This is a genomic window from Paraburkholderia xenovorans (genome assembly GCF_046030735.1).
GTDB classification, from domain to species: domain Bacteria; phylum Pseudomonadota; class Gammaproteobacteria; order Burkholderiales; family Burkholderiaceae; genus Paraburkholderia; species Paraburkholderia xenovorans_A.
The window spans coordinates 103,338-128,279 of sequence record NZ_JAQQBV010000021.1; the positions used below are offsets into that span (position 1 = coordinate 103,338).

Here is a 24,942-nt window from a genome sequence, read left to right on the forward strand (position 1 = left end):
AGGCGTCGGCACAGCAGCGAGCAACAGGCGATGCAAAACATGGAACACCGCACGGCACACCGCGCGAATGCACGCCAAGCCTGCGTGCTTATCCGCCAGACGGCACCGCGCGACGACGCAAAACACGCACTGTGATGAACATTGGAAAACAAGCGGGTCCGCGTAGAGGGTCCGTTCGTTCAACCTCACGCAACAACCGAGAGACCGTTGGCCAACAAGGGGGCACCTGACCATGAAAAACGCATTGCGACGCATCCTTTCCGAATCGGCACGCCTGGACGTCCCGCCCGACACGCTGGCAGACGACGCCGATCTGTACGCAGCGGGCTTGTCCTCGCTCGCGACAGTGCATCTGATGCTGGCCATCGAAGACGAATTCGGTATTGAAATCCCCGACCGCATGCTTACGCGCCGGCTGTTCTCCAGCATCGACTCGATGGCCGCCGCGGTCGCCGAACTGCAACAGGCGAAGGCGGCAGCATGAACGCGCCGCTGCTGGACGCGGCCGCTGCGGCGGCGCAATCGCACGCGCCGGACACACCGGTCGCACCGGCCGTCGTGCTGAGCGCGGTGGAAGCCGAGCCCGGCTGGCGCGCGGCGGCCCAGCGCTGCGCCGCGGTGGCCGGGCAGTTCGCCGATGCGGTGGACCGCGAAGCGCGCTTTCCTCATGAAGCCTTCGACGCGCTCAAACGCGAACGTCTGCTCTCCGCGATGGTGCCGGCGCGCTTCGGCGGCGGCGGGCTGTCGCTCGCGGAGGTCGGCGCGATCTGCGAAACGCTCGCCCAGGGTTGCGCCTCCACCGCGATGGTGTACGCGATGCATCAGATTCAGGTGGCCTGCATCGACGCGCACGGCAGCGAATCGCGCTGGCATGCGACGTTGCTCACGCAACTGGCCGAACATCAATGGCTGCTGGCATCCGCAACGTCTGAGGAAACCATCGGCGGCAATATGCGCACCAGCGCGTGTTCGGTCGAGCTGGACGGCGACGCGGGCAGTCAACGCTTTCGCATCGAAAAGCTCGCGCCGACGATCTCCTACGGCGCGCACGCCGACGGCATTCTCGTCACCGCGCGCCGCACGGCCGAGTCGGCGGCGGCCGACCAGGTGCTGATCGTCGCGTTACGCGAAGAAACGCAACTGGAAAAGCGCGGCGGCTGGGATTCGATGGGCATGCGCGGCACCTGCAGCGAGGGCTTCCGGCTCGTCGCCACGGGCCGCGCCGAGCAGATCCTGCCCACGCCGTTCGCCGAGATCGCCGATCAGACGATGCTGCCGGTCTCGCACACGCTGTGGGCGTCGGTCTGGACCGGTGTGGCCGGCGACGCGGTGAATCGCGCGAAGGCGTTTTTCCGTGCGCAGGCCCGCGCGAAACCCGGCTCGGTGCCGCCTGCCGGCCTGCGTCTCGCCGAAGCGGTCGGCTTGCTGCAGATGATGCAGGCACGGCTGTCGGTCGCGCTGCAAGCGGCTCACACCGCTCACCTGGCCCGGCACGGCGGCTCGCAAGCGGATGCGCCGCTCGCCGCGCAACTCGGTTTCGCGTCCGACATGAACACGCTGAAGACCAGCATCTCCACCACCGCGATACAGGTCGTGCAGGAAGTGCTGATGATCTGCGGGATGGCGGGCTACAAGAACGGCACCGAATACAGCGTGGGCCGCCATCTGCGCGACCTGTACTCCGCGCCGCTGATGATCAATAACGACAGAATCGCGCAGAACACCGCGAGCCTGCTGCTCGCGCAACGTCCTGCCGCTCCGGTGAGAGCCTGAGATGAACACGATGACCGACACCGCCGCGCTCGCGGCCGCGCCTGCGCCTGTAACTGCGCCTGTACCTGATACGGCCGCGCCCACCTTCCGCGACGAACTGCTCGCCGCCGGCCTGCTGATCGATACCGGCGAAAACGGTCTGTACGGCCGCAGCCAGATTTTCGAAGACGTGGTGGACCGGCTCAATGTTGCGATCACTCATCTGGGCGCGGACCAGGCGCCGGAAGTGCTGCGCTTTCCACCGGCGATGCGCCGCACCGATTTCGAAGACAGCGAGTATCTGAAGAGCTTTCCGAATCTGGCCGGCACGATTCACTCGTTCTGCGGCAACGACATGGGTCATCAGCGCCTGTTGCGCGCGCTCGACGAGGCGATGGACGAACGCGACGACGAGCGCAGCGACGAATGGATGGCGCAGCAGAAGCCGACCCGCGTGGTGCTGACGCCGGCCGCCTGCTATCCGATCTATCCGGTGATGGCGCGACGCGGCCCGCTGCCCGCCGACGGCCGCACGATCGACGTGCTGTCGTACTGCTTCCGCCATGAACCGTCGCTGGATCCCGGCCGCATGCAGATGTTCCGCCAGCGCGAATACGTGCGGCTCGGCAGCGCGGAACAGGTGATGGCGTTCCGGCAGATGTGGATCGAACGCGGCTCGCTGCTGGTGACGCTGCTGCAACTGCCGGTCGAAGTGGATCTCGCCAACGATCCGTTCTTCGGCCGCGGCGGCAAGATCGTCGCCGACAGCCAGCGCGCGCAGGCGCTCAAGTTCGAACTGCTGATTCCGGTGGCCGATCCGCGCGGCAAGACCGCGTGCCTGTCGTTCAACTATCACATGGACCACTTCGGCGCGATCTGGAAGATCGGTTGCGAAGACGGCTCGGTAGCGCACACCGGTTGCGTGGGCTTCGGGATGGAGCGCATCACGCTCGCGCTGTTCCGCCATCACGGGCTCGACGTGAATGCGTGGCCGGACGACGTGCGCGCGCTGCTGTGGGGCGACACGCCTGCGCGCGTCGCGCAGGGTCTCGCGGATTGGCAGCCTGTCCCGCCGCATGCGGGGGACAGCGCATGAATCCGTCCCTGATCCCGCTTTCGAAGGGCGCGCAGAGCGCTTTCCCGCCTCGCACGCGGCTCGATGCGGCCGGCGGCGGCGCTGCTGCCGTGCCGGCCGCAGCGCCGGCCACGTCCGCTCCCTCCGCCCCCTCCGCACTGAAGCCGCGCCAGCATGCGCCGCACGCGCTGCACCAGGGCGAGCGCGTGTGGCAGGAGACCAACTGCTACGTCGATTTGTGGATCGAACTGCTGCACGGCTTCGGGCTCGATCCGCGCGCGGCGTTCGGCTTTACCGTCACGCAGGATTTCGAAGGCGACCAGTTCACGTTCTTCAAGTTTCCACTCGAAGACCTCGAACGGCTCTACGGCACGCAGGTGCAGGAACTGGCGATCTACGACTCGCTCGAAGCCCGCGTGCTCGCGCAGACTTCGCGCGGCCATACGGTGCTGGTCGAGGTGGACGGCTTTTATCTGCCGAATACGCGCGCCACGTCGTATCGTCGCGAGCATCCCAAGACCACGGTGGGAATCGACTTCATCGATCCCGACGCACGCCGCCTCGGCTACTTCCATAACACCGGCTATCACCGGCTCGACGGCGAAGACTACGACGGCGTGTTCCGCAAACTGCCGCAATTCGCGCAGCAGCCCGATCTGCTGTTTCCGTACGTCGAATTCGCAAAGCAGACGCGCCCCGCGCTGGAAGGCACCGCGCTTGCCGAAGCGTCGGCCGAACTGCTGTGCGCGCACTTGAGCCGGCGCCCGCTCGGCAATCCGATTTCGCAATGGCGCGCCGCGTTTCCCGCGCATCTCGACACGCTGCTCGAACGCGGCGAGCCGTTCTTTCATCCGTACTCGTTCAACCTGATGCGGCAGCTCGGCGCGAACTTCGAGTTTCTCTCGAAGTATCTGCTGTGGCTCAGCGTGCAAGGCTTCGAGATTCCGGCGGCGATTCCGGCCGCGGCGCAGAGTATCGCGTCGGAGTCGATGGTGATGCAGTTCCGGCTCGTGCGCGCGATCGCGCGCGGGCGGCGCGACCTGTGCGAAGACTGCTTCGACGTACTCGAAAGCGCTTACGAGAAGACGCTGCCGCCGCTCGCCGCGCTGGTGTTGTGACGCACGCGCTTCGCGCTTCAGGAGCTTGCCGTGGATGCGCTGACACCCGACGCGGTGCGTGAGGTCGTGCATGACGCCGACGGCTGCGTCGCGGGAAACCTGTGGCCGCAGCAGCTCGATATGGGCTGGCAATGCGTGAGCACGCCCGCCGGCGCCTGCTCTTCCCCGACTGACTTGCCCGAGCACGGCTGGCTCGCCGCCCCCGTCCCCGGCACCGTGGCGAGCGCACGCCGCGCCGCCGGCTTGTTCGATGTCGCGAATCCCCCGCCGCTCGCTTTCGACGATCACTGGTATCGCGTCACGCTCACCGGCACGGGGCGCCGTCGCTTGCGTCTGCACGGTCTCGCGACGCTTTGCGAAGTGTGGATCGACGGCGTCAGGAAACTCGACTCCGACTCGATGTTCGTCGCCCACGATCTGGACATCGAACTGAATGGAAGCGCGAGCCTCGCGCTGTGCTTCCGCTCGCTCGCGCCCGCGCTCGCCGCGAAACGTTCGCGCGCGCGCTGGCGACCGCGGCTCGTCACGCCGCCGACATTACGCAATGTGCGAACGACGCTGCTCGGCCACATGCCCGGCTGGTGTCCGTCGATTCAGGCGGTCGGCCCGTGGCGTCCGGTGGAACTGTTGGGCGCTGCAACCGACGCCGTCGATTCGATCGACCTGAGCACTCGCGTCGAAGGCGAAGACGGCGTTGTTTCGTTCACGCTACATTTCCTTCATCCACACGACGTCGCGGTGTGCCACGCGTCGTTGAAATGCGGTGAGTCTGTTTCGTCCTTGCAATGGCGCGATTCGACTACATTGACCGGCAGCGTGCGCGTGCCGCGTGCCGAACTCTGGTGGCCGCATACGCACGGAACGCCGACCCTCTACCCGCTGACATTGCAACTCGATGACGGTCGTTCGATTTCCCACTCTTTAGGTTCAGTCGGCTTTCGCAGCATCGAGATCGAACGCGGCGCCGACGGCGCGAGCTTCGCATTGAGCGTCAACGGCGCGCGCGTGTTCTGTCGCGGCGCCTGCTGGACGAGCGCGGATCTCGTCACGCTCGCCGGCACCGAAGCCCAACTGCGCAACGCGTTCACGCTCGCTCGCGATGCAGGCATGAACATGCTGCGCGTGGGCGGCACGATGGTGTACGAGTCCGACGCGTTCTACGCACTCGCCGACGAATACGGAATGCTCGTGTGGCAGGACTTCGCGTTGGCGAATTTCGACTACCCGAACGACGCCGCGTTCAGCGCGTCAGTCGAGCGCGAAGCAACGCAGTTTCTCGCCCGCACGCGCCGCTTCGCATCCCTTGCGGTGCTGTGCGGCGGCAGCGAAGTCGACCAGCAGGCGGCGATGTTCGGCCTGCCACCCGCGCTGCGCGCACAACCGCTCTTTACCGACCTGCTGCCCGCGATCTGCGCGCGGGAGCGCTCAGACGTCCCGTATGCCGGCAACTCGCCGACCGGCGGCATATGGCCGTTTTCGACTAACGTGGGCATCACGCACTACTACGGCGTAGGCGCGTATCAACGTCCGCTCGACGACGTGCGGCGCGCGGACGTGCGCTTTGCCGCCGAATGCCTCGCGTTCGCCAACGTGCCCGACGACGCGACGCTGCGCGACGCGCTCGGCACGATTCATTCGCACGATCCGCGCTGGAAAGCGGCCGTGCCGCGCGACCCCGGCGCGGGCTGGGATTTCGACGACGTGCGCGACCACTATCTGAGCAGCGTGTACGGCATCGAGCCGGCACGCCTGCGTTATGAAGATCCGGAGCGCTATCTGGACCTGTCGCGCGCGGTGGTCGCCGAATTGATGGGCGATGTATTCGCCGAATGGCGCCGCTGCGGCGCTCAATGCGGCGGAGCGCTGGTCTGGCAGCTTCAGGATCTGCGCGCGGGCGCGGGCTGGGGCTTGATCGACGCCACAGGACGCCCCAAGAGCGCGCTGCACGGCCTCGCGCAGACGTTGCAACCCATCCAGATGATCATCACCGACGAAGGCCTCAACGGGCTCGATATTCATCTGCTAAACGAACGAGCCGAGCCGCTGCACGCGCAACTCGATTTGCTGTGTCTGCGCGACGGCGCGGTGAAGGTGGCATCCGCAAGCCGCGAAGTCGACCTCGCGCCGCGCAGTGCGCAACGTCTGGGCGCCGCCGACTGTCTCGGCCAGTTCTTCGACTTCACGCACGCGTATCGCTTCGGCCCGCGCGCGCACGACGTGACGATCGCCACGTTGCGCGATCCCGCGGACGGCAGAATCGTCGCGGAAGCATTTCATCTGCCGGAGCGGCGCGCGACCGAACGGCACGAACTCGGCCTGAACGTGAGCGTGGAGCGCAACGGCGACGGCTGGCAACTGGTGATCGAAGCGAAACGCTTCGCGCGTTTCGTTCATATCGTCGATCCGCACTATCGCGCCGCGCGCGACTGGTTTCATCTCGCGCCGAACCGTCCGCAAACCGTGCCGCTGATCCGTCTGACGAGAATGGTTGCGCACGCATCCACTCCTTCGTTTAACGCAGACGTAACATGTTCGGCGCCCGCCGGCGAAGTCCGCGCGATCAATGCTTTATCCGCCAGCTTTTACGGCTGAATGTCGTCCTGGTCTAGGTATTCCTTCGCAACGCGCGTAAAACCTCGCGCTGCGCGAATCGCCGTGTCTGGTCTGCGGATTGAATGTGGCTTTTTTAAGGGCTTTTTCGACGCTTTGACGGCAGCGACCCAACACTTGGTACGCCACCGTACACAACGTATGAAACACAACTGAATCAATTCCGGCACATCCCGGACGCGCCGTTACAACACGCTTTCAGCGCCCGCGCCCGTCTCGGGGCACCTCGCGCGAAGCCTTTGCCAGCAGCCACTAAGTCAATCCGATCAAGGACTTGGATCGACCAAAAAAAACTATTGAGGCGATAGCCCGGCAGCCGTCCGATGTACAGAATTGAAACAAAAAGCCGCGTTTGCGTTCGCGCGCCGCCGACGCGCGCTACGTTGCGCCGCACCAGTCCTCGTTTTACCTATCGTTGGCACGCTCCTCGCTAAAGAGAAAGCGCAACATCGCGGCACCGCATAAGAGATCGACAAAAACGGCGGTAACGCAAAGGCCAATACGGGGCCGGTCCTGTTCATCCTCCGCTGCTCGCCAGGCAGCAAGTCGTCATTCAACGGATGCGGGCATCGGGTCAAAAAACAGGAAGTCACGCAGCGCGCGACTTCACGCGAGGACCGATCATGTTGACACTTCAATCAGACCTGCACGGCAACCATTTGCTCGGCGCCCTGCCGTCGCACGAATGGCAAGCTCTTGCCCCCCACCTCGAACTCGTTCATCTGCGTACCGAACAACTGTTGTGCGATTCCGGCCAACGCATTCATCACGTGTACTTCCCGACCACGGCGATCATCTCGATGCTCTCGACGATGGAAGACGGCAGCTCGGTCGAAATCGCGGCCGTCGGCCGTGAAGGGATGACCGGCGTGCCGGTGCTGACCGGCGGCGAAACCATGCCGAACCGCGTGCAGGTGCAATCCGCCGGTTTCGCGTACCGGATGAGCGCACAGGCGCTCAAACAGCACTTCGCGCGCTCGGACTTCCTGCGCCGCCTGATGCTGCTGTACATGCACGCTCTGCTCACGCAGGTCGCGCAAACCGCCGCCTGCAACCGTCACCACGCACTGAACAAGCAACTGTGCCGGTGGCTGCTGATCGAAGTAGACCGCGTCGCCTCGAACGACCTGACGGTCACCCAGCAACTGATCGCCGACATGCTCGGCGTGCGCCGCGAGGGCATCACCGAGGCAGCCGGCAAGCTGCACGACGAAGGCCTGATCCACCACAGCCGCGGCCACATCAAGATCCTCGACCGAAAAGGGCTCGAAGCGCGCGCCTGCGAATGCTACGGCCTCGTCAAACGCGAATTCGACCGGCTGCTGCCGCGTCTTCGCCAGGCTGAAGCTGTCGAGTAACGCTGCTGCTCCGTTCGCTTACAGGGTAGATCATCATGTTCAGGAATACTGCGCGATTCCTCGACGCGCTCTTCGTGATTGCGGGCGGCCTGCTCGCACACTGGATGCGCTTTTCGACGCCGATCGCGTTGTCGGACACCGAGCGTCTGCTGATCGCCTTCAACTGCGTGCTCGTGCTGTTGCTGTTTCCGGGCTTCGGCGTGTACGACACGTGGCGCGGCAAGGCGCTGCCCTCGATGCTCGCGCGCGTCGCCGCCGCGTGGATGGTGGTGGTCGCCACCGCGCTCGTGCTGGCGTTTACGTTGCACCGGATGGATGCGGTGTCGCGTCTGTGGTTCGGCTATTCGACGCTGATCTCCGGCGCGCTGATCATCGTGACCAAGTGCCTCGTGCACGTGGCGCTGCGCAACGTGCGGCGGCGCGGGTTGAACTATCGCACGGTGGCGATCGTCGGCGCGCCCGGCTTTTCGCGCACGCTGCTCGCGCATCTGGAACGCGCGCCGCAAGCCGGCTTCAGGCCCGTGTGCGTATTCGACACGAGCTACACGAGCGGCGACGGCGCAACCGCGCCCAGCACCTTCGGTGCGCGTCTCAATCGCCTGCCGGTGCTGACCGATCTGAACACATTCGCCACGCGGGTGCGCGACGAACACGTGAACGAAGTGTGGCTCGCATTGCCGCTGTCGGAAGAACACACGATCTATCGATTCACCCGGATGTTTCGTCACGACTTCGTGAATCTGCGCTTCATACCCGACGTGCGCAGCCTGTCGCTGTTCAATCACGCGATGGTCGATGTCGTCGGTTTACCGACCATCAATCTGAGCGCGACACCGTTTTCGTCACCGCAGATGTGGCCCAAGCTGATGTTCGACCGGCTGTTCGCGACGGCCGCGCTCCTCGCGTTGTCGCCCGTGTTCATCGCGCTGGCTATCGCGATCAAGTCGACGTCGCCCGGCCCGGTGTTCTTTCGTCAGACCCGTAAAGGGATCGACGGCCAGCCGTTCGCGATCTACAAGTTCCGCTCGATGACCGTGCACGAAGAGGCGCACGGCCAGGTCACGCAGGCCACGCGCAACGATACGCGCGTGACGAAGCTCGGCGCGTTCATGCGCCGCACGAGCCTCGACGAGCTGCCGCAATTCCTGAACGTGCTGCTCGGGCAGATGTCGGTGGTCGGTCCGCGTCCGCATGCGATCGAACACGACGATCTCTACAAGGATCAGGTGTACGGCTACATGCACCGCTACCGGATCAAACCCGGCATCACCGGCTGGGCGCAGGTGAACGGCTATCGCGGCGCCACCAGCAAGGTCGAGAAGATGGAAGCGCGCGTCAAGTTCGATCTGTTCTACATCCACAACTGGTCGTTCTGGTTCGACATGAAGATCGTGCTGATCACGATCTTCAAGGGCTTCATCAACCGGAACGCGTTTTGAACCTGTCATCCGGGGAAACGCCCGTGAAAGTCTCCGTGATCGTGCCGACCTACCGGCGCACCGCCGATCTGGCACGCTGCCTCGCCGCCCTCGACGCACAACGGCGCCGCGCCGACGAAGTGATCGTGATCGCGCGTCATGACGACCACGCGACGCTCGACTGGCTGCGCACGCGCGAAGCGAACCGGCCCGACGCGCGGCTGTGGCTCGTGCTCGTGCATACACCCGGCGTGGTGGCCGCGTACAACCTCGGCATCGACAGCGCAACCGGCGACGTGCTCTGCTTCACCGACGACGACGCCGCCCCGCATCCGGACTGGATCGAGCGGATCGCGCTCGCGTTCGAAGACGACGCGACGCTCGGCGGTCTGGGCGGGCGCGACATCGTGCACGAAGGCAACGGCGTGCTCGAAGGACAGAAGCCGCGCGTCGGACTCGTGCGCTGGTATGGCCGCTCGATCGGCAATCACCATATCGGCCACGGCGGCCCGCGCGAAGTGCAGGTGCTGAAAGGCGTGAACATGGCGTTTCGCCGCGAAGCGATCGGCACGCTGCGCTTCGACGCGCGCCTGCGCGGCACCGGCGCGCAGGTTCACTGCGAGATGGCGTTCAGTCTGGACGTGCAACGGCGCGGCTGGACCCTGATTTACGACCCGTCGCTGCTGGTGGAGCATTTTCCGGCTCAACGCAGCGACGAAGACCAGCGGTTTTCATTCAACGACGCGGCTTTCTATAACGCGTCTTTCAACCTCCGACTCATCATGTGCGAATACCTGACGCCGCCTGGCCGATGGGCGTTCGTCGCTTACTCGACGCTGATCGGCGATCGCGCGGACCCGGGGTTCCTGCGCGCGTTGTCGTTGGCATTCGAGCGCGGCGGCGTGGCACTTGCGCTTCGCAAATGGCGAGTCGGTTTGCGCGCAATGCGCGGGGCCTGGCAGGAAGCGGTGCGATAAAACACGGTCCAACCGGACTGCTAACTATAGATTCGCGACGGAGTATTTCTATGAGTACCTATGACATGCTGGACCACGGGCCGGCGCCCGGCAGCGACGAAGACGCAGTTATGCGCGACCTGCTGCGCGTCATCCTCGAGCAGATCTGGTGGGTAATCGGCATCGCGAGCTGTGTGATCCTCGCGGCCGTGCTGTACACGTGGATCGCGACGCCGATCTACTCGGCCGACGCGCTGCTTCAACTCGACGCGCAACCCAGCAACAGCAGCACACCGCCGCAGAACGCGCCCTCGGTCGTGCCGCAAGCGAGCCCGCTGCAAACCGACGCGGAAATCGAAATTCTCAAGAGCCGCGCGGTGGTCGAACCGGTCGTCGAACAGTTCAAGCTGAACTTCAGCACCGCCGCGAAGACGATGCCGGTACTCGGCAAGATCTCCGCGCTGTTCACGCACCCCGGACGCCCGCTCGGCGCGGCGTTCGGGATGAGCTCGTATGCGTGGGGCGGCGAGCAGTTCGCCGTCGACTCGATCAGCGTGCCGAAGTCGCTCGAAGGCACGCGCCTCACGCTGCGCGTGCTCGACTACGGCCGCTATGAAGTGCTCGACCCGTTCGGCGAAAAGATCCTGAACGGCGTGGCCGGCCAGGAAGCGAGCGACAACGGCGTCACGCTGCTCGTGAAGACCCTGGTGGCCCGGCCCGGCACCGAGTTCTACGTGACGCGCTTCAACCAGCTCGACGCGGTGTCGGCGCTTTCGTCCGGCCTGCAGGTCAGCGAGAAAGGCCGCGATACCGGCGTGGTGCAACTGTCGTATATGGGCGCCGATCCGCACGCGATCACCGACATCACCAACGCGGTCGCGGCGTCCTATCTGAAGCAGCGCACCGAACGCGCGCAGGAAGAAGCGAGCCGCATGCTCACCTTCCTGAACGGCGAATTGCCGCGTCTGCGCGCCGAAGTGAAGAAGACCGAAACCGCGCTCGCCGAATATCAGGCGCGCGTCGGCTCCGGCTCGTTCCAGCCGACCCAGGAAACGGGCATCTATCTCGCCGGCGGCCTCGAGTACGAAAAGCAGATCGGCGCGCTGCGCATCCAGCGCTCGCAACTGCTGCAGCGCTTCACGGAAGCAAGCCGGGAAGTGCAGCAGATCGACGCGCAGATCGCGGCGATGGCACGCGAAAAAGCGCGCTTCGAAGATCACTTCGCCACGCTGCCGAGTTCCGAGCGCAACGCGCTCGCACTGCAGCGCGATGCGAAGGTCGCCGAGGAAATCTATGTGGCGCTGCTGAACAAGACTCAGGAACTGTCGATCTCGCGAGCCGGCACGATCGGCAACGTGCATATCATCGACAGCGCGCTGTTGCCGTCCCAACCGGTGCGGCCGAAATCGGCGCTGATCATTTCGGCAGGTACGGTACTCGGGATTCTCAGCGGCTTTCTGTTCGCGTTCTGCCGCCGCACGTTTTTCACCGGCGTGTCCGATCCCGAACTGGTGGAACGGCGCTTTCATCTGCCGATCTTCGGCTCGATCGCGTTCAGCCCTGAACAGGCGCGCAGCGACCGTCAGTTGAGCGCCGCGCGCGCCGCAGCCGCCTTGCCGGCGCCGCGCTCTACGCCGACCGAAGTGAACGCACCGACGGCCGGCGCATCCGGTGTGATGGCGCTGCTGCGCTCTCGCAAAGCAGAGGCCGTGGTGCCGGTGGGCACGCAGACCGTTGTCGGCTCGGGCAAGTCGCCGATGCGGCCACTACTGGTGAAAACCCATCCGTACGACACGACCGTGGAAGGCCTGCGCGGCCTGCGCGCCACGCTGCAATTCGGCCTCGTCGACGCGCCGAACCGCGTGGTCGCGATCACGAGCCCGGCGCCGTCGGACGGCAAGAGCTTCCTGTGCGCGAACCTCGCTGCGCTGATCGCCGAGTCCGGCAAGCGCGTGTTGCTGATCGATGCCGACCTGCGGCGCGGCCGGCTCGCGCAATACCTGGGCCGCTCGCCGAACGGCGGCTTGACCGAACTGCTGACGGGCCAGGTCGATCTCGACGTCGCCGCGCGTGCGACCGGCGTGGCAGGTTTGCACTTCATCGCCGCGGGCGCGTATCCGCCGAACCCGTCCGAGATTCTGACGTCGGCGCGCTTCAGCGAAATTCTCGCGCGCTTCGAGCAGGAGTTCGATCTGGTGATCGTCGATACGCCGCCGCTGCTGGCAGTGGCCGACGCTGCGGTGGTCGCGAATATCGCCGGCTCGACGGTGCTGGTGATGCGCGCCGGCGCGCACACCGAAGGTCATCTCGCCGACGCGCTGAAGAAGCTGCGGCGCGCGCGAGCCCGAGTGGTGGGCGGCGTGATGAACGCGGTGCCGCTCAAGAGCCACAACAAAAACGGTACCTATGACTACGCGTATGCGTACACCTATTCGGCTGCGGATCCTGTGGATATTCCGGCGCCGCGATAGATCCCGATAGCGTGTGAGTTCGACGCACGAAAGGGGCTGCGCCTTCATCAGGCGCAGCCCCTTTTGCCTAGCTGGGCAGAACGATGAGCAGAACGGCTGAAGACTACAGGAACGCGCTGACGTCGGTATGAAAACGCAGCGCCAGCGCCTTCGCCACCTTTTTGCTGATCGCGCGCCGGCCGGCCAGAATATCGCTCACCACGGTGGGCGACGCAATTCCCATCAGATCCTTCTGCTTGAGCCCGTGGGTTTCCAGCAGATGCCGCAATACCTCGCGCGGCTCGGCCTTCGGAATGGTCACGTTGCTCGCTTCCCAGTTTTCGATCAGGTCGGTGACGATCGCGAAAAGATTCGCGAGCGGGTCTTCCTCATCGCCCTTCAGATGATCGGCGAGCGAGTTCGCGACTCGCACCATCGTCTGATAGTCCTGCTCGTTGCGAATCGGAATGAGCGGCAACTGGCTCTGCAACGCAGACCAGCTTTGAGCGATATCGGGAAAGGCTCCCGGAAGGCGATCGGCATTCATGAGTTTAGATTCTTCCTCGTCCAAAGGTCGTATTCCGCGTGCGTCAAAACGTGGCGCACGAATAACGACTGCCTGTTGTAGTGAATCGCCGCGACGATCCGAAAACGGTTGCCGCCTACATCGAACACCGTGTATTGCGGCGGCACGTAATCCACGCCCGCGAAGGTCTGCTTCAGGTCGTTATAGCCATACGCGATGCACGCCTGTGCCAGTGAATACCACGTCAATAGCGCACTGCGCGCGCCCGGATGTCTGCTTATGAAGTCCAGCAACGCTTTCTTCGAAATGACCCGCATCGTATTTCCTCGCAAGTTCGCGCGCACCGAACATGCACGCTGCACCTGCGAGGCTACCGATGCTGAACCGCCACCGATAGTCAGCCGAACTGCATAAGCCAAACGGCTGACCACGGCCTGCTTCAGTACGACAACAACAATTTTATTCTCATTTTGCGAACTTTACAATCCGCAAATATCGAGACAGCTAACCCCGGTCTCGACTGACGCTGCACGACGGATATTCATGCGTGACCACGCGGCCACGCTTCAAACATCATGAGTCGATCAACGTCCCCAACTGCTTCCTTTTGCCGCTTCAGCGGGCCACGCGAGATCTTCTTCGGTGGCGCGGTCGTATTCGAGTCTCTCTGCTGCGCCCACGCGATAGCGCACGCCGGCCGCCGCGATCGTGCGCGTCACTTCGCTCATGAACGCGCGGCGGAAAACCGCCGCCGAAAAACGCTCGGCATTCGCGCGGCACGCGGCCGGCGTGATCTGTTCGCACTGTCGCTCGAAGCGATCGATCGCTTCGAGCATCGACACGACTGTTTGGCGTGCGAAGTACACGCCGGTCGGATGTGGTTCGCCGATCGGCACGACCGTTTCGAGCGCCCCGCCCTTGCCGAATGCGATCACCGGCGTGCCGCACGCCTGCGCTTCGAGCGCGACGATGCCGAAGTCTTCTTCGGCGGCGAACACGAAAGCACGCGCGCGTTGCAGATGATCCTTGAGTACCTTGAACGGCTGATAGCCGAGGATCGTTACGTTCGGACCGGCCTTCGCGCGGATCGCCGCCATCTCGGGACCGTCGCCGATCACGATCAGCTTGCGGTGCGGCGTCGCGTTGAAGGTTTCGACGATCAGATCGATGCGCTTGTACGGCACCATCCGCGACGCGGTCAGATAGAAATCGTCCTTGTGCGTGCAGACTTCGAAGCGATGCACATCGACCGGCGGATGAATCACGGCCGCGTCGCGCCGATAGGTTTTCATCACGCGCCGCGCGACGAATTGCGAATTCGCGATCAGACGATCGACGCTATTCGCCGAATGCGAATCCCAGCCGCGCAGATAGTGCAGCAGCGCACGCGCGGCCCATGACTTCGGCCCGCGCGTGAGATTCGCTTCACGCAGATATTGATGTTGCAGATCCCACGCGTAGCGCATCGGCGAATGCACGTAGCTCACATGGGTCTGATCGGGACCGACCAGCACCCCTTTGGCGACGGCATAAGAGCTGGTGATGATGAGGTCGTAACTGGACAGATCGAACTGCTCGATCGCGAGCGGCATCAGCGGCAGATAACCGCGATAGCGGCGGCGTGCAAACGGCAGACGTTGAATGAATGAGGTGGTGACCGGCTTGCCGCCGATCGGCTTGCGATCCTCGAGGAAATCGACGAGGCTGAAGAGATCAGCATCCGGGAAACACGCGATGATCTGTTCGAGCACCTTCTCCGCCCCGCCTGGTGCGACGAGCCAGTCGTGCACGATCGCCACTCTCATGATCCCCGCCTTTATTAGAAACGACCTATGGCCATAGGAAAGAGTGTATGTGGCGCTTCGTTTGGCGTGCGTGCGTATTCCCACATTCGGCGCGCGACTGTACGCGAATAATGAAGACTCGCCGTTCGCCTCTTGCGAAGCGGTGTTTTCCTTTTACTTCGCTTTCCTATGCGCCCGACGATCGACGCCCCGCCGCTTGTTTTACCACCTCATTCGCTGCCGCATTCTTTGCCGCATCCTTTGCCACATTCCCTGCCGCTCCCCAAAGCGGCTTCGCCCGATTCATCCGCAACGCTAGCGGCATCCGACGCGCTCGAACCGTCGATGCCGAGCGTGCTGTTCGTCGACCAGAGCGGCCAGCTCGGCGGCGCCGAATTCGCGCTTCTGGAACTGGCGGGAAGCTGTGTTGCACGCAGCGAAGTCGTGCTGCTCGCGGAGGGTCCGTTTCGTGTGCGGCTCGAAGCGCTCGGCGCGCGCGTCGAAGTGTTGAGCGACGCGCATGTGTCCGGTGTCGTGCGGCAGGCTTCCGTGTTGAACTGTTTGCGCGTGGTGCCCGGGATTCTGCGCCAGGTTCGCGCGATCGCGGCGCGCGCGCGCGCGTTCGACGTGCTGTTCCTCAACACCCAAAAAGCACTGGTGCTCGGCGCGCTCGGCAAACCGCTGCATCGCAGGCCGGTGATCTGGTATCAGCACGACATTCTCACGCGCGAACATTTTGGGCGCGTGCAACTGAGCGTCGTCAAATGGCTGGTGCGTGTCGCGGTCGATCAGGTGATCGCGAATTCGCACGCGTCGGCGCGTTCGCTCGCCGCGCTCACCGGCATCGATGTCGAGACCGTGCCGGTCGTCTATAACGGCATCGATGCGAGCACGTTCAACCTTACCGACGGCAGCGACATCGCCGCTCTACGACGTCGTCTCGGTTTGCCCGAGCGTGCGTGGCTTGCGGGATTGTTCGGCCGGCTCGCACCGTGGAAAGGTCAGCACGTTGCACTCGACGCGTTGACGCGACTGCCCGACGCGCACCTCGTGCTGGTCGGCGCACCGCTATTCGGCGAGGACGCGTACGCGCAACGTCTGCGCGAACAGGCCGCAAAGTCAGGGATCGCCGATCGCGTGCATTTCGCCGGCTTTCAGGACGACGTGCCCGCGTGGATGAAAGCGATGGACGTGATTCTTCATACGTCGACGGAGCCGGAGCCGTTCGGCCGCGTAATCGTCGAAGGAATGGCGGCGGCGCGGCCGGTGATTGCCGCGGCCGCGGGCGGCGTGATCGAGATCGTGCGGCATGGCGAAAACGGCTGGCTGGTGAAACCGGGAGACGCGACCGCACTGGCCGATGCGGTCGACGCGTTGCGCGCCGATCCGGCATTGGCGCGGCGTCTCGCGCAACAGGCGCAGACCGACGCGCGAACGGAATTCTCTGTGGATCGATACGTGCGACGAATGACGCAGGCGATAGAAAAAGCCGCGCGTTGAGAGGGTTTCAACGGCGCGGCTTGTTGGGGGTATTTCTAAGGGTCGTTGAGGTCTCGACGACGCTAGCGTGCGCGACGCTGCCTAGCTCTTGCTGTACTCGATCGTCTCGACGCCGGTATCCGCACCGAGCAGGCAAAGATTCGCACCGCGGCCCGCGAACAGACCCACCGTGACGACGCCGGGCCACGCGTTGATGTGCGTTTCGAGCGTACGCGGGTCGGTAATACGCAGACCTTTGACGTCGATGATTTCGTTGCCGTTGTCGGTGATGAACGGCACGCCTTCCTTCGTCACCCGCACCACCGGCACGCCGCCGAGCGCGGTGACGCGGCGGCCGATCGCGGTGCGCGCCATCGGCACGACTTCGATCGGCAGCGGGAAATTGCCGAGCGTGTCGACCCGCTTGCTCGCATCCGCGATGCAGACGAACACGTCCGACACCGACGCGACGATCTTCTCACGCGTCAACGCGCCACCACCGCCTTTGATCATCGCGCCGCCGTGGTCGATTTCATCGGCGCCGTCCACATACACCGGCAGCGAATCGATTTCGTTCAGATCGAGCACCTTGATGCCATGCGATTGCAGACGCGCGGTGGTGGCGAGCGAACTCGACACCGCGCCGCGATAGCGCGCCTTGTTGGCGGCCAGCGCGTCGATGAAACAGTTCGCGGTGGAGCCGGTACCGACACCGATCACCGAACCTTCCGGCACGGTGGCGTTCACGTAGTCGGCGGCGGCCTGGCCGACCAGTTGCTTGAGTTCGTCTTGAGTCATGGGATGCGAGCCTGCGGTAAAAAGCATGAGTTTACCGGAGTGTCGGGGGATTGATGCTGGGTTGTGGGGGTTACTTTGCGTTGGGTTTGACCGCCCGTTGCCGCACCGCTTCAAACAAACACACCCCGCTCGCCACCGACACATTCAGACTCTCGACCGTCCCCGCCATCGGAATCTGCATCACGACATCGCAAGTATCGCGCGTAAGGCGGCGCATGCCCTCGCCTTCCGCGCCCATCACCAGCGCGACCGGACCGTCGAGCTCGGTCTCGTACAGGCTCTTGGTGGCTTCGCCAGCCGTGCCGACCACCCACACGCCCGCATCTTTCAACTCTCGCAGCGCTCGCGCCAGATTCGTCACGGTGATGTACGGCACCGTATCGGCCGCGCCGCTCGCCACTTTCGCGGCCGTCGCGTTCAAACCCACGGCCCGGTCGCGCGGCACGATCACCGCGTGCGCGCCGGCGGCATCCGCCACACGCAGGCACGCGCCGAGATTGTGCGGATCGGTCACGCCGTCCAGCACCAGAATCAACGGCGAACCGGTGATCCCGTCGAGCAGTTCGGCGAGATTCTGCGCGAGCGGCATGTCGGTTGCGCGCGCAACCACGCCCTGGTGGCGCTCCGTATGCGCGAGCCCCCACAGACGCGTTTCGTCCGCTGCGATCAGACGCACGCCGGCTTCTTTCGCGGCGTGCAGGAATTCGGTCATGCGACGGTCTTTGCGCGTCGCGTCGTAGTAAACCTCTTCGACCGTCGACGCATCGTGCCGCATACGCGCGGTCACTGCGTGGAAACCGTATAGAACCTTGAGACGTGACATGACTGAAAAACCTTTGATTGAGCGCGCGTCGAACACGCGCTGCTGTGATGAATACGGACCTGCCTGTTGCTTCGGGCGAATCTGCCCACTTGACTACCTGCGCCGCTTTCCCGCGATGAAACGAACACCGCGCGCAACCGATACGTTTCGAACGTACCCGAGGCGCGCGGTTCAAGCCGTCATGCTACTTCAGCGCTTCTTGCGAGTCTGCGGTTTGGCGGACTGCTTGACCGGCGCGCCATGCTTCTTCGCCGCGCCACGCGCCGCGCGCGCCTCCTTGACGGCCGCGGTTTGCGCCGGGGCCGCTTTCTTGCGACGCCCACCGCCCGCCCCAGCCGCACCGCCGTCCAGCGGCGGCAGCGAACGCACGCGCGCGCCGCCGTTTTCGCCTGACGATTTATCGACCAGCGCCGCGCGATTCACCGGCGGCTTGATCGGCGTATCGCGCACGAGACGGAAGTCGATCTTGCGCGCGTCGAGATCGACGCGGCTCACCTGCACCCGTACGCGGTCGGACAGCCGATAACGAATACCGGTGCGCTCGCCGCGCAACTCGTTCTTGATCTCGTCGTACTGGAAGTAGTCCGAGCCGAGTTCGGTGACGTGCACGAGCCCTTCGATAAACAGCGAATCGAGTTGCACGAAGATGCCGAACGACGTCACGCCGCTCACCATCCCGCCGTACTCTTCGCCGAGCTTGTCGCGCATGAAGTAGCACTTGAGCCACGCTTCGACATCGCGCGACGCTTCATCCGCACGGCGCTCATTCGCCGAGCAATGCAGGCCGAGTTCTTCCCAGATCGCGACGTTGTTGGCGCGCGCGCGGCCACGCTTTTCTTCGTCGGACTGCTGCATCGCGCGGGCACGCGGCGACAGCGCGGTGTTCAATTCGACGCCCTGCGGCGCCTCCGGCTGATACTTGCGGCCTTGCAGGATCGCGTAGATCGCGCGGTGCGTAAGCAGGTCGGGATAACGGCGGATCGGGCTCGTGAAGTGCGCATACGCCTCGTACGCGAGACCGAAGTGACCGATATTGTCCGGGCTGTACACGGCCTGTTGCATCGAACGCAGCAACATGGTTTGCAGCATCTGCGCGTCCGGCCGTTCGCGGATTTGCGCCATCAGCGCGGCGTAGTCGCTTGCGTGCGGTTTGTCGTTGCCGGCGAGCGAGAGGCCCATGCCGCGCAGGAAGGTGCGCAGATTCTCGAGCTTCTCGGGGGTCGGCCCGGCATGCACGCGGTACAGCCCCGGATGCTTGTTGCGCTTGAGGAAGTCGGCCGCGCAGACGTTCGCGGCCAGCATGCATTCCTCGATCAGCTTGTGCGCGTCGTTGCGAGTGCGCGGCACGATCTGCTCGATCTTGCCCTGCGCATTGCAGACGATATACGTCTCGGTCGTATCGAAGTCGATCGCACCGCGCTTCTGGCGCGCCGCGAACAGCGACTTGTACACGCCATACAGATTCTGCAATTGCGGCAGCAATGCGGCGCGCCGCACGGCTTCCGGACCCTTGGTGTTTTTCAGCACCGCGGCGACTTCGGTATACGTCAGACGCGCGGCGGAATTGATCACGCCGGGATAGAACTGATACGCCTTCACTTCGCCGCGCGCGGTGACGATCATGTCGCACACGAGCACGCAACGATCGACATGCGGATTCAGCGAACACAGTCCGTTCGACAGCTTCTCCGGCAGCATCGGAATCACGCGGCGCGGGAAGTACACCGACGTGCTGCGCTCGATCGCGTCGGCGTCCAGCCCGCTCTTCGGGTGCACGTAGTGCGACACGTCCGCGATCGCGACGATCAGCCGGAAGCCTTCGCCGCGGCCGACCTGCACCGGCTCGCAGTACACGGCGTCGTCGAAGTCGCGCGCGTCTTCGCCGTCGATCGTGACGAGCGGCACGTCGCGCAGATCGATCCGATGACGCGCATCGACCGGACGCACTTCGTCCGGCAGCTTCGCGGCTTCGTCGAGCGCGGCCTGGCTGAACTCGTGCGGCACACCGTATTTGCGCACCGCGATTTCGATTTCCATGCCGGGATCGTCGATGTCGCCGAGCACTTCCACCACGCGGCCGAGCGGCTGCGAATGACGGCTCGGGAAATCGGTCAGCTCGACCACCACCACCTGGCCGACCTTCGCCTTCTTGGTGTTCTGCGCGATCAGGATGTCGTGACCGATGCGCTTGTCTTCAGGCGCGACGATCAGCGCGCCGTTCTCGTTCAGCAGCCGCCCGATCACGCGTTTGTTCGCGCGATCCGTGACTTCGACGATATGCCCTTCCGGACGCCCACGGCGGTCATAGCCGACGATCCGCGCGAGCACGCGGTCGTTGTGCATGACCTTCTGCATTTCGCCGGTGGGCAGGAACAGATCGTCCTGACCGTCGTCGCGAATCAGAAAGCCGAAGCCGTCGCGATGGCCTTGCACGCGGCCCGCGACGAAGTTCGACGGATGAGTGAGTTGATAGAGATTGCGCTGATCGAGCCGGATCTGGCCGTCGCGCTCCATCGCGCCTAAGCGCTTGAAAAATCCTTCGCGCTCCTGGCGCTTGATCGACAGGGCTTCGGCGATGTCGTTCGCGGCAAGCGGCGCTTCACTGGTGCGCAGCACGCCAAGGATTTCTTCGCGGCTTGGAATCGGATACGGGAATTTGCTCAAGGGCTTGTCGATGATTTTTTCTCGTTGCATGGACGTCGGTCGGCGATGTGGCTCGGCTTAGGAAGCGCATGGGATGCGCTTGAGTTGCACTTGCGAATGACTACTCGGGTCCGGCTCGTTCAAGGCTGAGTCCGACGGGCGTGTGCACCGTTCCAACACTACTGCGAGGCATTCTAACACCCGTCTTGCGCGCCACGCGGCCCGTCAATAGTCGCTGGGAAGCGTTCCCATAGGGCGCGCGGGCTCGCCGCGGTGTCGTTCAAGCAGTTTGGGAGAAACGCTTGACAGGCCTGAAAGGGCCGCTATAATTGCGTTCTTCGTTGTTCATCACCTGCCCAGGTGGCGAAATTGGTAGACGCACTAGGTTCAGGTCCTAGCGGTGGCAACACTGTGGAGGTTCGAGTCCTCTCTTGGGCACCAGATTCAAAAGTAAAGCCGCCTACGGGCGGCTTTACTTTTAGTGTGAAGCCATGTGGTCGATCGAGGCTGTTTCGATTGCATCACGTGGTTGGCAGGACGGTTGAGCGGCAGTGGAGTTTTGCTTCGCTGCATGGTTTGGCCGGGCGGTTGATCAAGCGCTGTCGAGTTCGCAGGTAGGGATTGACACACTGCATCAGCCAGCTAAAATAGCGGTCTAGCTTCAAAACGTGCCCAGGTGGCGGAATTGGTAGACGCACTAGGTTCAGGTCCTAGCGGTGGCAACACCGTGGAGGTTCGAGTCCTCTCCTGGGCACCATCAGTTGTTCCGGCTTAGCTTCAACTCAAGCCGAAGAAGTTCGAGAAACCCCGTAAGAGCAAAAGTCTTACGGGGTTTTTTGTTTTCTACAGATATTGCAGAGTCTTTACCCAGCAAATCATTCGCATTTTTGTGAGCACCCAACGTACGGCCGCGCGCTCATACCACACATTGAGTTCACCACTGGTCAGCAGTTCGTGACGCATTGGTTGCGCATTGCTTAACACATCGTTTACGCAATGCGTTGACCCAGGTGGCAACCCGACATCGCATCGTCATCGCAAGAACAACACACGCCGTTCTCCAAGGTTCGATCAGCCGTTTGCGCGAAAGCAGAAAACTCTGCGCACGGCGTTTACTCCTAGCCACAAAAAAGTACACGGAAAACGAGGTATGGCAAGGATAAGCTTGCGCCGGCTTTAGACACCACATGAAGACGGAATCCGCTCACCTTCCCCGAATCTCGTCATCATTGTTATTGGTCGCGCTTGGCAACATCCGACGATTTGGAGGCGGGAGATTGCACGAACGGTTGATATACTTCAGCTTGCCTTGAACTCCACTGCTCACAATTGAACATGAACCAAGTCATTTTCCGAACAGCACTACTGACGGACCTACCCGCGATTGTTGGACTATTGGCGGACGATGCGCTTGGAAGCCAACGAGAGACCGTCAGCTCCCCCTTGGACGAAAGATACGTTGCCGCGTTTAAAGCAATCGAAGCTGATTCGAACCAGCGTCTCGTGGTCGCCATCAATGGAGAAACGGTGATTGGCACACTGCAAATTTCATTAATACCGGGGATCGCTCGAAGGGGTGCATGGCGAGGGCAGATCGAAGCGGTTCGAATCGCTGCGCCGTTTCGTAGCACCGGGATAGGTCAGCAGATATTCGAATGGGCGATCTCGGAGTGCAAATCGCACGGTTGCCAGTTAGTCCAACTGACAACAGACAAGGGCCGTCCCGACGCGCACCGTTTCTATGAAAAACTTGGCTTCGTTGCGAGCCATGAGGGCTACAAGCTCATCTTGTAGATCCAGGCTCCTCCGCAGCAATTGCGGCTTCGATGCGATGCCCCTTAAGTTGCCGCTCATGCCAGCGGACGAATGCCTTGAGTGAGAACCTCACTGAATGTCGGCTTGTACTCCACAATGCAGCAAACCGACGCAGGTCGAATAATGGATCAGACCGTCCATGTGCCGACCGTCAGCGGTATGAGTCCAAAGCCCGCGGCTTTCTACCCTGCGCATCGAGCGGGAACTCCGAGTCACACCTTCGGCGTCAGAATCGATGGCGTATCCCAACGAGCGCAACAAACTGATGGTTACTATCGGACGGCGACGCTCCATCGATCGCCGCTACCGCGGTGGCACCAGTCGAATCGGTACCGCTTGCACGCTGATAAACCGTAAGCGCATAAATATCAGTCGATTTGGAAAGACTGTAGTCACCGCCAACATTCAATTGTCGGTATATTTGATTTCCGACTTCATTCACACCGCTTGCTCTCGTAACGAATGCCCCGACTCCGAGCAGGAGCGCTGACGTCATTTGATATTTGAAATTAACTTCCCCTGTGTCGAAATGTGTATTCCCACGATAGCCAGATTCGACAGCGAAATCTTCGAAACAGGAGTACCTCCAAGGTTGCGGAACGATACATTGCTGTAGACAGCACCCAAAGTGGCTTTTCCGATTGTGTATGACGTACCCACTGCAAGCACCTGCTGCGACCTGGCTGACGCGTAACCCGCCAGAATGTTCGAAGGTGCATTGTTGCCAGTTGCACTAGCGTTGGCATCGGTTCCAAATACTGAGTAGTTCGGATTATTAGCCCCTTGATATCCGGCTGCGATCTTGAACGGTCCGTTAGAAAAGGAGGCAGCGAACGAAATAATCTGGTTCTCGGACGGGCGCCCCGCAACTCCACCTAAACTGTAAAGCCCCCCAAAGCTGAATCCCGCATAGTCCACACTGGTGAACTTGACCGAATTATTGAACCGGTAGCTGGAATTCAGGTTGTCCACGTCATCAGGATGTTCGCCGTAGCCAATCCCCGCAGCAGCCCAATCACCACCCGACTCAAATTTCCCGACGAAATCACTGATGGTGGGATATTGTCGACCAAACGTTACGCTTCCCCAGTCTCCCTCCAGGCCAACGAAAGCCCGTCTACCGAGGAACGTTCCGCCATCTTTGATTTTTCCGTTCAGGGGATTGAAGCCGTTCTCAAATGTAAAGATGACCCGTAAATTACCTCCGAGATCTTCGGTTCCCTTGAACCCCAGTCGACAACCTGATGCGTTACAGGCCGTCAGTTCGTATTGACGGGCCCCGGCGACGTTCGAGACATAGCTGAATCCGGTGTCGATCAGCCCGTAAAGACTGACGCTGCTTTGCGCATTCGTGCCGCTCGCCATAATGGCGGCGCTTCCACCAATGATTATCACCGACAGTTTTTGTTTCATTTTTTAAAATCAGGATAACTTTTTATAATGAAAATTTCTTTCTACTCTTATCGGAGCATTCGCTGTGATAGGTGTCTCAGAACTGGCAAACTGCGACCGGCACATAGCCAGAAATAGCGCTGAACGGCAGGCGTGCCCCACCGCCGCAACACCCTACATCACATAAGGCCCCAGACCTTCGCTTCCCCATTTGCTTCACCGCCTGAGAGACGAAACGTGCCGATTGCCGAATTCAGGGATTGCGTCTGCTCCTCGAGCGCTCTTGCAGCCGCGGCAGCCTGTTCAACCAGGGCGGCGTTCTGCTGCGTCACTTGATCCATCTGATTGACGGCCATGCTTATTTGCTCAATGCCGCTACTCTGCTGTTCGGAGGCCGATGAAATCTCGCCCATAATCTGCGTGACATTGGTTACGGCACCAACAATCTCAAGCATTCTGCGGCCGGCCTCATCAGCCAGTGTTGCCCCATCTGTCACGCGATCCACCGAATTGTCGATCAGCGTCTTGATTTCGCTGGCGGCCACTGCGGAGCGTTGCGCGAGATTTCTCACCTCACTCGCGACGACAGCGAAGCCTCTGCCTTGCTCGCCTGCTCGTGCGGCCTCCACCGCCGCGTTGAGCGCCAGAATATTGGTCTGAAAAGCAATGCTCTCAATGACATCGATGATCGCGACGACTCTACCTGAACTCTCGCGGATGCCTCCCATTGTCTCGACAACCTGCTCCACAACCCGCCCGCCCTGCTTTGCAACGTCAGATGCCTTATTCGCCAATGCACTCGCCTGCTGCGCGTTAGAGGTATTCTGTCTGACCATGCTGGTTAGCTGCTCCATGCTTGACGCCGTCTCTTCCAGCGAAGCCGCCTGTTGCTCCGTGCGTTGCGACAGGTCAAAGTTTCCCGCAGAAATCTCCTGGGCGGCCGTT

19 protein-coding genes and 2 tRNA genes are annotated in these 24,942 nt (G+C 62.6%); 13 read left to right on the plus strand and 8 right to left on the minus strand.

The window, feature by feature from the left end; translation table 11 throughout:
• Nucleotides 1-232 precede the first annotated feature (232 nt).
• From PQQ51_RS21275 to PQQ51_RS21315, 9 genes are all read left to right on the plus strand, one after another.
• Complete coding sequence (locus tag PQQ51_RS21275) at nt 233-484, plus strand: acyl carrier protein (protein ID WP_408498788.1); 252 nt, start codon at nt 233-235, stop codon at nt 482-484.
• On the plus strand, nt 481-1,773 hold the full coding sequence (locus tag PQQ51_RS21280) for an acyl-CoA dehydrogenase family protein (protein ID WP_408498789.1): 1,293 nt from the start codon (nt 481-483) through the stop codon (nt 1,771-1,773). Before PQQ51_RS21275 ends, PQQ51_RS21280 begins: the two co-directional genes overlap by 4 nt.
• Nucleotide 1,774: 1 nt before the next feature.
• Nucleotides 1,775-2,848 (plus strand): amino acid--[acyl-carrier-protein] ligase, encoded by a 1,074-nt coding sequence (locus tag PQQ51_RS21285; protein ID WP_408498790.1) that lies wholly within the window; start codon nt 1,775-1,777, stop codon nt 2,846-2,848.
• Nucleotides 2,845-3,945 carry a DUF1839 family protein gene (locus PQQ51_RS21290; RefSeq protein WP_408498791.1) on the plus strand — a complete coding sequence of 367 codons (1,101 nt, stop codon included), beginning with the start codon at nt 2,845-2,847 and terminating at the stop codon, nt 3,943-3,945. The genes PQQ51_RS21285 and PQQ51_RS21290 overlap by 4 nt, the downstream gene beginning before the upstream one ends.
• Nucleotides 3,946-3,984: 39 nt before the next feature.
• Nucleotides 3,985-6,537: a glycosyl hydrolase 2 galactose-binding domain-containing protein gene (locus PQQ51_RS21295; RefSeq protein WP_408498810.1), complete on the plus strand. Its 2,553-nt coding sequence runs from the start codon at nt 3,985-3,987 to the stop codon at nt 6,535-6,537.
• Nucleotides 6,538-7,178: 641 nt separating this feature from the next.
• Nucleotides 7,179-7,913 carry a Crp/Fnr family transcriptional regulator gene (locus tag PQQ51_RS21300; RefSeq protein WP_408498792.1) on the plus strand — a complete coding sequence of 245 codons (735 nt, stop codon included), beginning with the start codon at nt 7,179-7,181 and terminating at the stop codon, nt 7,911-7,913.
• A gap of 35 nt (nt 7,914-7,948) precedes the next feature.
• The gene (locus PQQ51_RS21305) at nt 7,949-9,352 is read left to right on the plus strand and encodes an undecaprenyl-phosphate glucose phosphotransferase (protein WP_408498793.1); all 1,404 of its coding nucleotides are present in this window, start codon (nt 7,949-7,951) and stop codon (nt 9,350-9,352) included.
• Between the two features lie 23 nt (nt 9,353-9,375).
• On the plus strand, nt 9,376-10,308 hold the full coding sequence (locus PQQ51_RS21310) for a glycosyltransferase family 2 protein (protein WP_408498794.1): 933 nt from the start codon (nt 9,376-9,378) through the stop codon (nt 10,306-10,308).
• A gap of 50 nt (nt 10,309-10,358) precedes the next feature.
• Complete coding sequence (locus PQQ51_RS21315; RefSeq protein WP_408498795.1) at nt 10,359-12,758, plus strand: polysaccharide biosynthesis tyrosine autokinase; 2,400 nt, start codon at nt 10,359-10,361, stop codon at nt 12,756-12,758.
• A 103-nt stretch (nt 12,759-12,861) separates the two neighbouring features.
• Here PQQ51_RS21315 and PQQ51_RS21320 read toward each other — a convergent pair whose 3' ends face one another.
• From PQQ51_RS21320 to PQQ51_RS21330, 3 genes are all read right to left on the minus strand, one after another.
• Complete coding sequence (locus PQQ51_RS21320; RefSeq protein ID WP_408498796.1) at nt 12,862-13,284, minus strand: helix-turn-helix domain-containing protein; 423 nt, start codon at nt 13,282-13,284, stop codon at nt 12,862-12,864.
• Nucleotides 13,281-13,580, minus strand: coding sequence for a type II toxin-antitoxin system HigB family toxin (locus PQQ51_RS21325; RefSeq protein WP_408498797.1), 300 nt, complete (start codon nt 13,578-13,580; stop codon nt 13,281-13,283). Before PQQ51_RS21325 ends, PQQ51_RS21320 begins: the two co-directional genes overlap by 4 nt.
• Nucleotides 13,581-13,847: 267 nt before the next feature.
• Nucleotides 13,848-15,068, minus strand: a complete 1,221-nt coding sequence (locus tag PQQ51_RS21330) for a glycosyltransferase family 4 protein (RefSeq protein ID WP_408498798.1) — start codon at nt 15,066-15,068, stop codon at nt 13,848-13,850.
• 240 nt (nt 15,069-15,308) lie between these two features.
• Between PQQ51_RS21330 and PQQ51_RS21335 the strand changes: the two genes are divergently transcribed.
• A complete protein-coding gene (locus tag PQQ51_RS21335; RefSeq protein ID WP_408498799.1) occupies nt 15,309-16,547 on the plus strand; it encodes a glycosyltransferase family 4 protein in 1,239 nt (412 codons plus the stop codon).
• An 81-nt stretch (nt 16,548-16,628) separates the two neighbouring features.
• On the opposite strand, the gene rpiA is transcribed toward PQQ51_RS21335, so the two are convergent.
• The 3 genes from rpiA to rnr all read right to left on the minus strand — a co-directional run bounded on the left by rpiA (nt 16,629) and on the right by rnr (nt 20,841).
• Nucleotides 16,629-17,324, minus strand: a complete 696-nt coding sequence (gene rpiA / locus PQQ51_RS21340) for a ribose-5-phosphate isomerase RpiA (RefSeq protein ID WP_408498800.1) — start codon at nt 17,322-17,324, stop codon at nt 16,629-16,631.
• 70 nt (nt 17,325-17,394) lie between these two features.
• Nucleotides 17,395-18,147: a 23S rRNA (guanosine(2251)-2'-O)-methyltransferase RlmB gene (gene rlmB / locus PQQ51_RS21345; protein ID WP_408498801.1), complete on the minus strand. Its 753-nt coding sequence runs from the start codon at nt 18,145-18,147 to the stop codon at nt 17,395-17,397.
• 189 nt (nt 18,148-18,336) lie between these two features.
• Complete coding sequence (gene rnr, locus PQQ51_RS21350; RefSeq protein ID WP_408498802.1) at nt 18,337-20,841, minus strand: ribonuclease R; 2,505 nt, start codon at nt 20,839-20,841, stop codon at nt 18,337-18,339.
• A gap of 303 nt (nt 20,842-21,144) precedes the next feature.
• Here rnr and PQQ51_RS21355 point away from each other — a divergent pair.
• The 3 genes from PQQ51_RS21355 to PQQ51_RS21365 all read left to right on the plus strand — a co-directional run bounded on the left by PQQ51_RS21355 (nt 21,145) and on the right by PQQ51_RS21365 (nt 22,584).
• Nucleotides 21,145-21,231: transfer RNA gene (locus PQQ51_RS21355), tRNA-Leu, on the plus strand.
• Nucleotides 21,232-21,460: 229 nt separating this feature from the next.
• Nucleotides 21,461-21,547, plus strand: a tRNA-Leu gene (locus PQQ51_RS21360).
• A gap of 578 nt (nt 21,548-22,125) precedes the next feature.
• Nucleotides 22,126-22,584 (plus strand): GNAT family N-acetyltransferase, encoded by a 459-nt coding sequence (locus PQQ51_RS21365; RefSeq protein ID WP_408498803.1) that lies wholly within the window; start codon nt 22,126-22,128, stop codon nt 22,582-22,584.
• A gap of 513 nt (nt 22,585-23,097) precedes the next feature.
• Here the strand turns inward: PQQ51_RS21365 and PQQ51_RS21370 are convergent.
• Both PQQ51_RS21370 and PQQ51_RS21375 read right to left on the minus strand, forming a co-directional pair.
• Nucleotides 23,098-24,018: a porin gene (locus PQQ51_RS21370; protein WP_408498804.1), complete on the minus strand. Its 921-nt coding sequence runs from the start codon at nt 24,016-24,018 to the stop codon at nt 23,098-23,100.
• Between the two features lie 158 nt (nt 24,019-24,176).
• Nucleotides 24,177-24,942, minus strand: a 766-nt coding sequence (locus PQQ51_RS21375; protein ID WP_408498805.1) for a methyl-accepting chemotaxis protein, incomplete at its 5' end; no start/stop codon positions are given.

What these genes read in the sequence shown, in the direction of transcription:
- PQQ51_RS21275 (WP_408498788.1), top strand. Translation starts at nt 233, where the DNA reads ATGAAAAACGCATTGCGACGCATCCTTTCCGAATCGGCACGCCTGGAC.
- PQQ51_RS21280 (WP_408498789.1), top strand. Translation starts at nt 481, where the DNA reads ATGAACGCGCCGCTGCTGGACGCGGCCGCTGCGGCGGCGCAATCGCAC.
- PQQ51_RS21285 (WP_408498790.1), top strand. Translation starts at nt 1,775, where the DNA reads ATGAACACGATGACCGACACCGCCGCGCTCGCGGCCGCGCCTGCGCCT.
- PQQ51_RS21290 (WP_408498791.1), top strand. Translation starts at nt 2,845, where the DNA reads ATGAATCCGTCCCTGATCCCGCTTTCGAAGGGCGCGCAGAGCGCTTTC.
- PQQ51_RS21300 (WP_408498792.1), top strand. Translation starts at nt 7,179, where the DNA reads ATGTTGACACTTCAATCAGACCTGCACGGCAACCATTTGCTCGGCGCC.
- PQQ51_RS21305 (WP_408498793.1), top strand. Translation starts at nt 7,949, where the DNA reads ATGTTCAGGAATACTGCGCGATTCCTCGACGCGCTCTTCGTGATTGCG.
- PQQ51_RS21315 (WP_408498795.1), top strand. Translation starts at nt 10,359, where the DNA reads ATGAGTACCTATGACATGCTGGACCACGGGCCGGCGCCCGGCAGCGAC.
- PQQ51_RS21320 (WP_408498796.1), bottom strand. Translation starts at nt 13,284, where the DNA reads ATGAATGCCGATCGCCTTCCGGGAGCCTTTCCCGATATCGCTCAAAGC.
- PQQ51_RS21325 (WP_408498797.1), bottom strand. Translation starts at nt 13,580, where the DNA reads ATGCGGGTCATTTCGAAGAAAGCGTTGCTGGACTTCATAAGCAGACAT.
- PQQ51_RS21330 (WP_408498798.1), bottom strand. Translation starts at nt 15,068, where the DNA reads ATGAGAGTGGCGATCGTGCACGACTGGCTCGTCGCACCAGGCGGGGCG.
- rpiA (WP_408498800.1), bottom strand. Translation starts at nt 17,324, where the DNA reads ATGACTCAAGACGAACTCAAGCAACTGGTCGGCCAGGCCGCCGCCGAC.
- rlmB (WP_408498801.1), bottom strand. Translation starts at nt 18,147, where the DNA reads ATGTCACGTCTCAAGGTTCTATACGGTTTCCACGCAGTGACCGCGCGT.
- rnr (WP_408498802.1), bottom strand. Translation starts at nt 20,841, where the DNA reads ATGCAACGAGAAAAAATCATCGACAAGCCCTTGAGCAAATTCCCGTAT.
- PQQ51_RS21365 (WP_408498803.1), top strand. Translation starts at nt 22,126, where the DNA reads ATGAACCAAGTCATTTTCCGAACAGCACTACTGACGGACCTACCCGCG.
- PQQ51_RS21370 (WP_408498804.1), bottom strand. Translation starts at nt 24,018, where the DNA reads ATGAAACAAAAACTGTCGGTGATAATCATTGGTGGAAGCGCCGCCATT.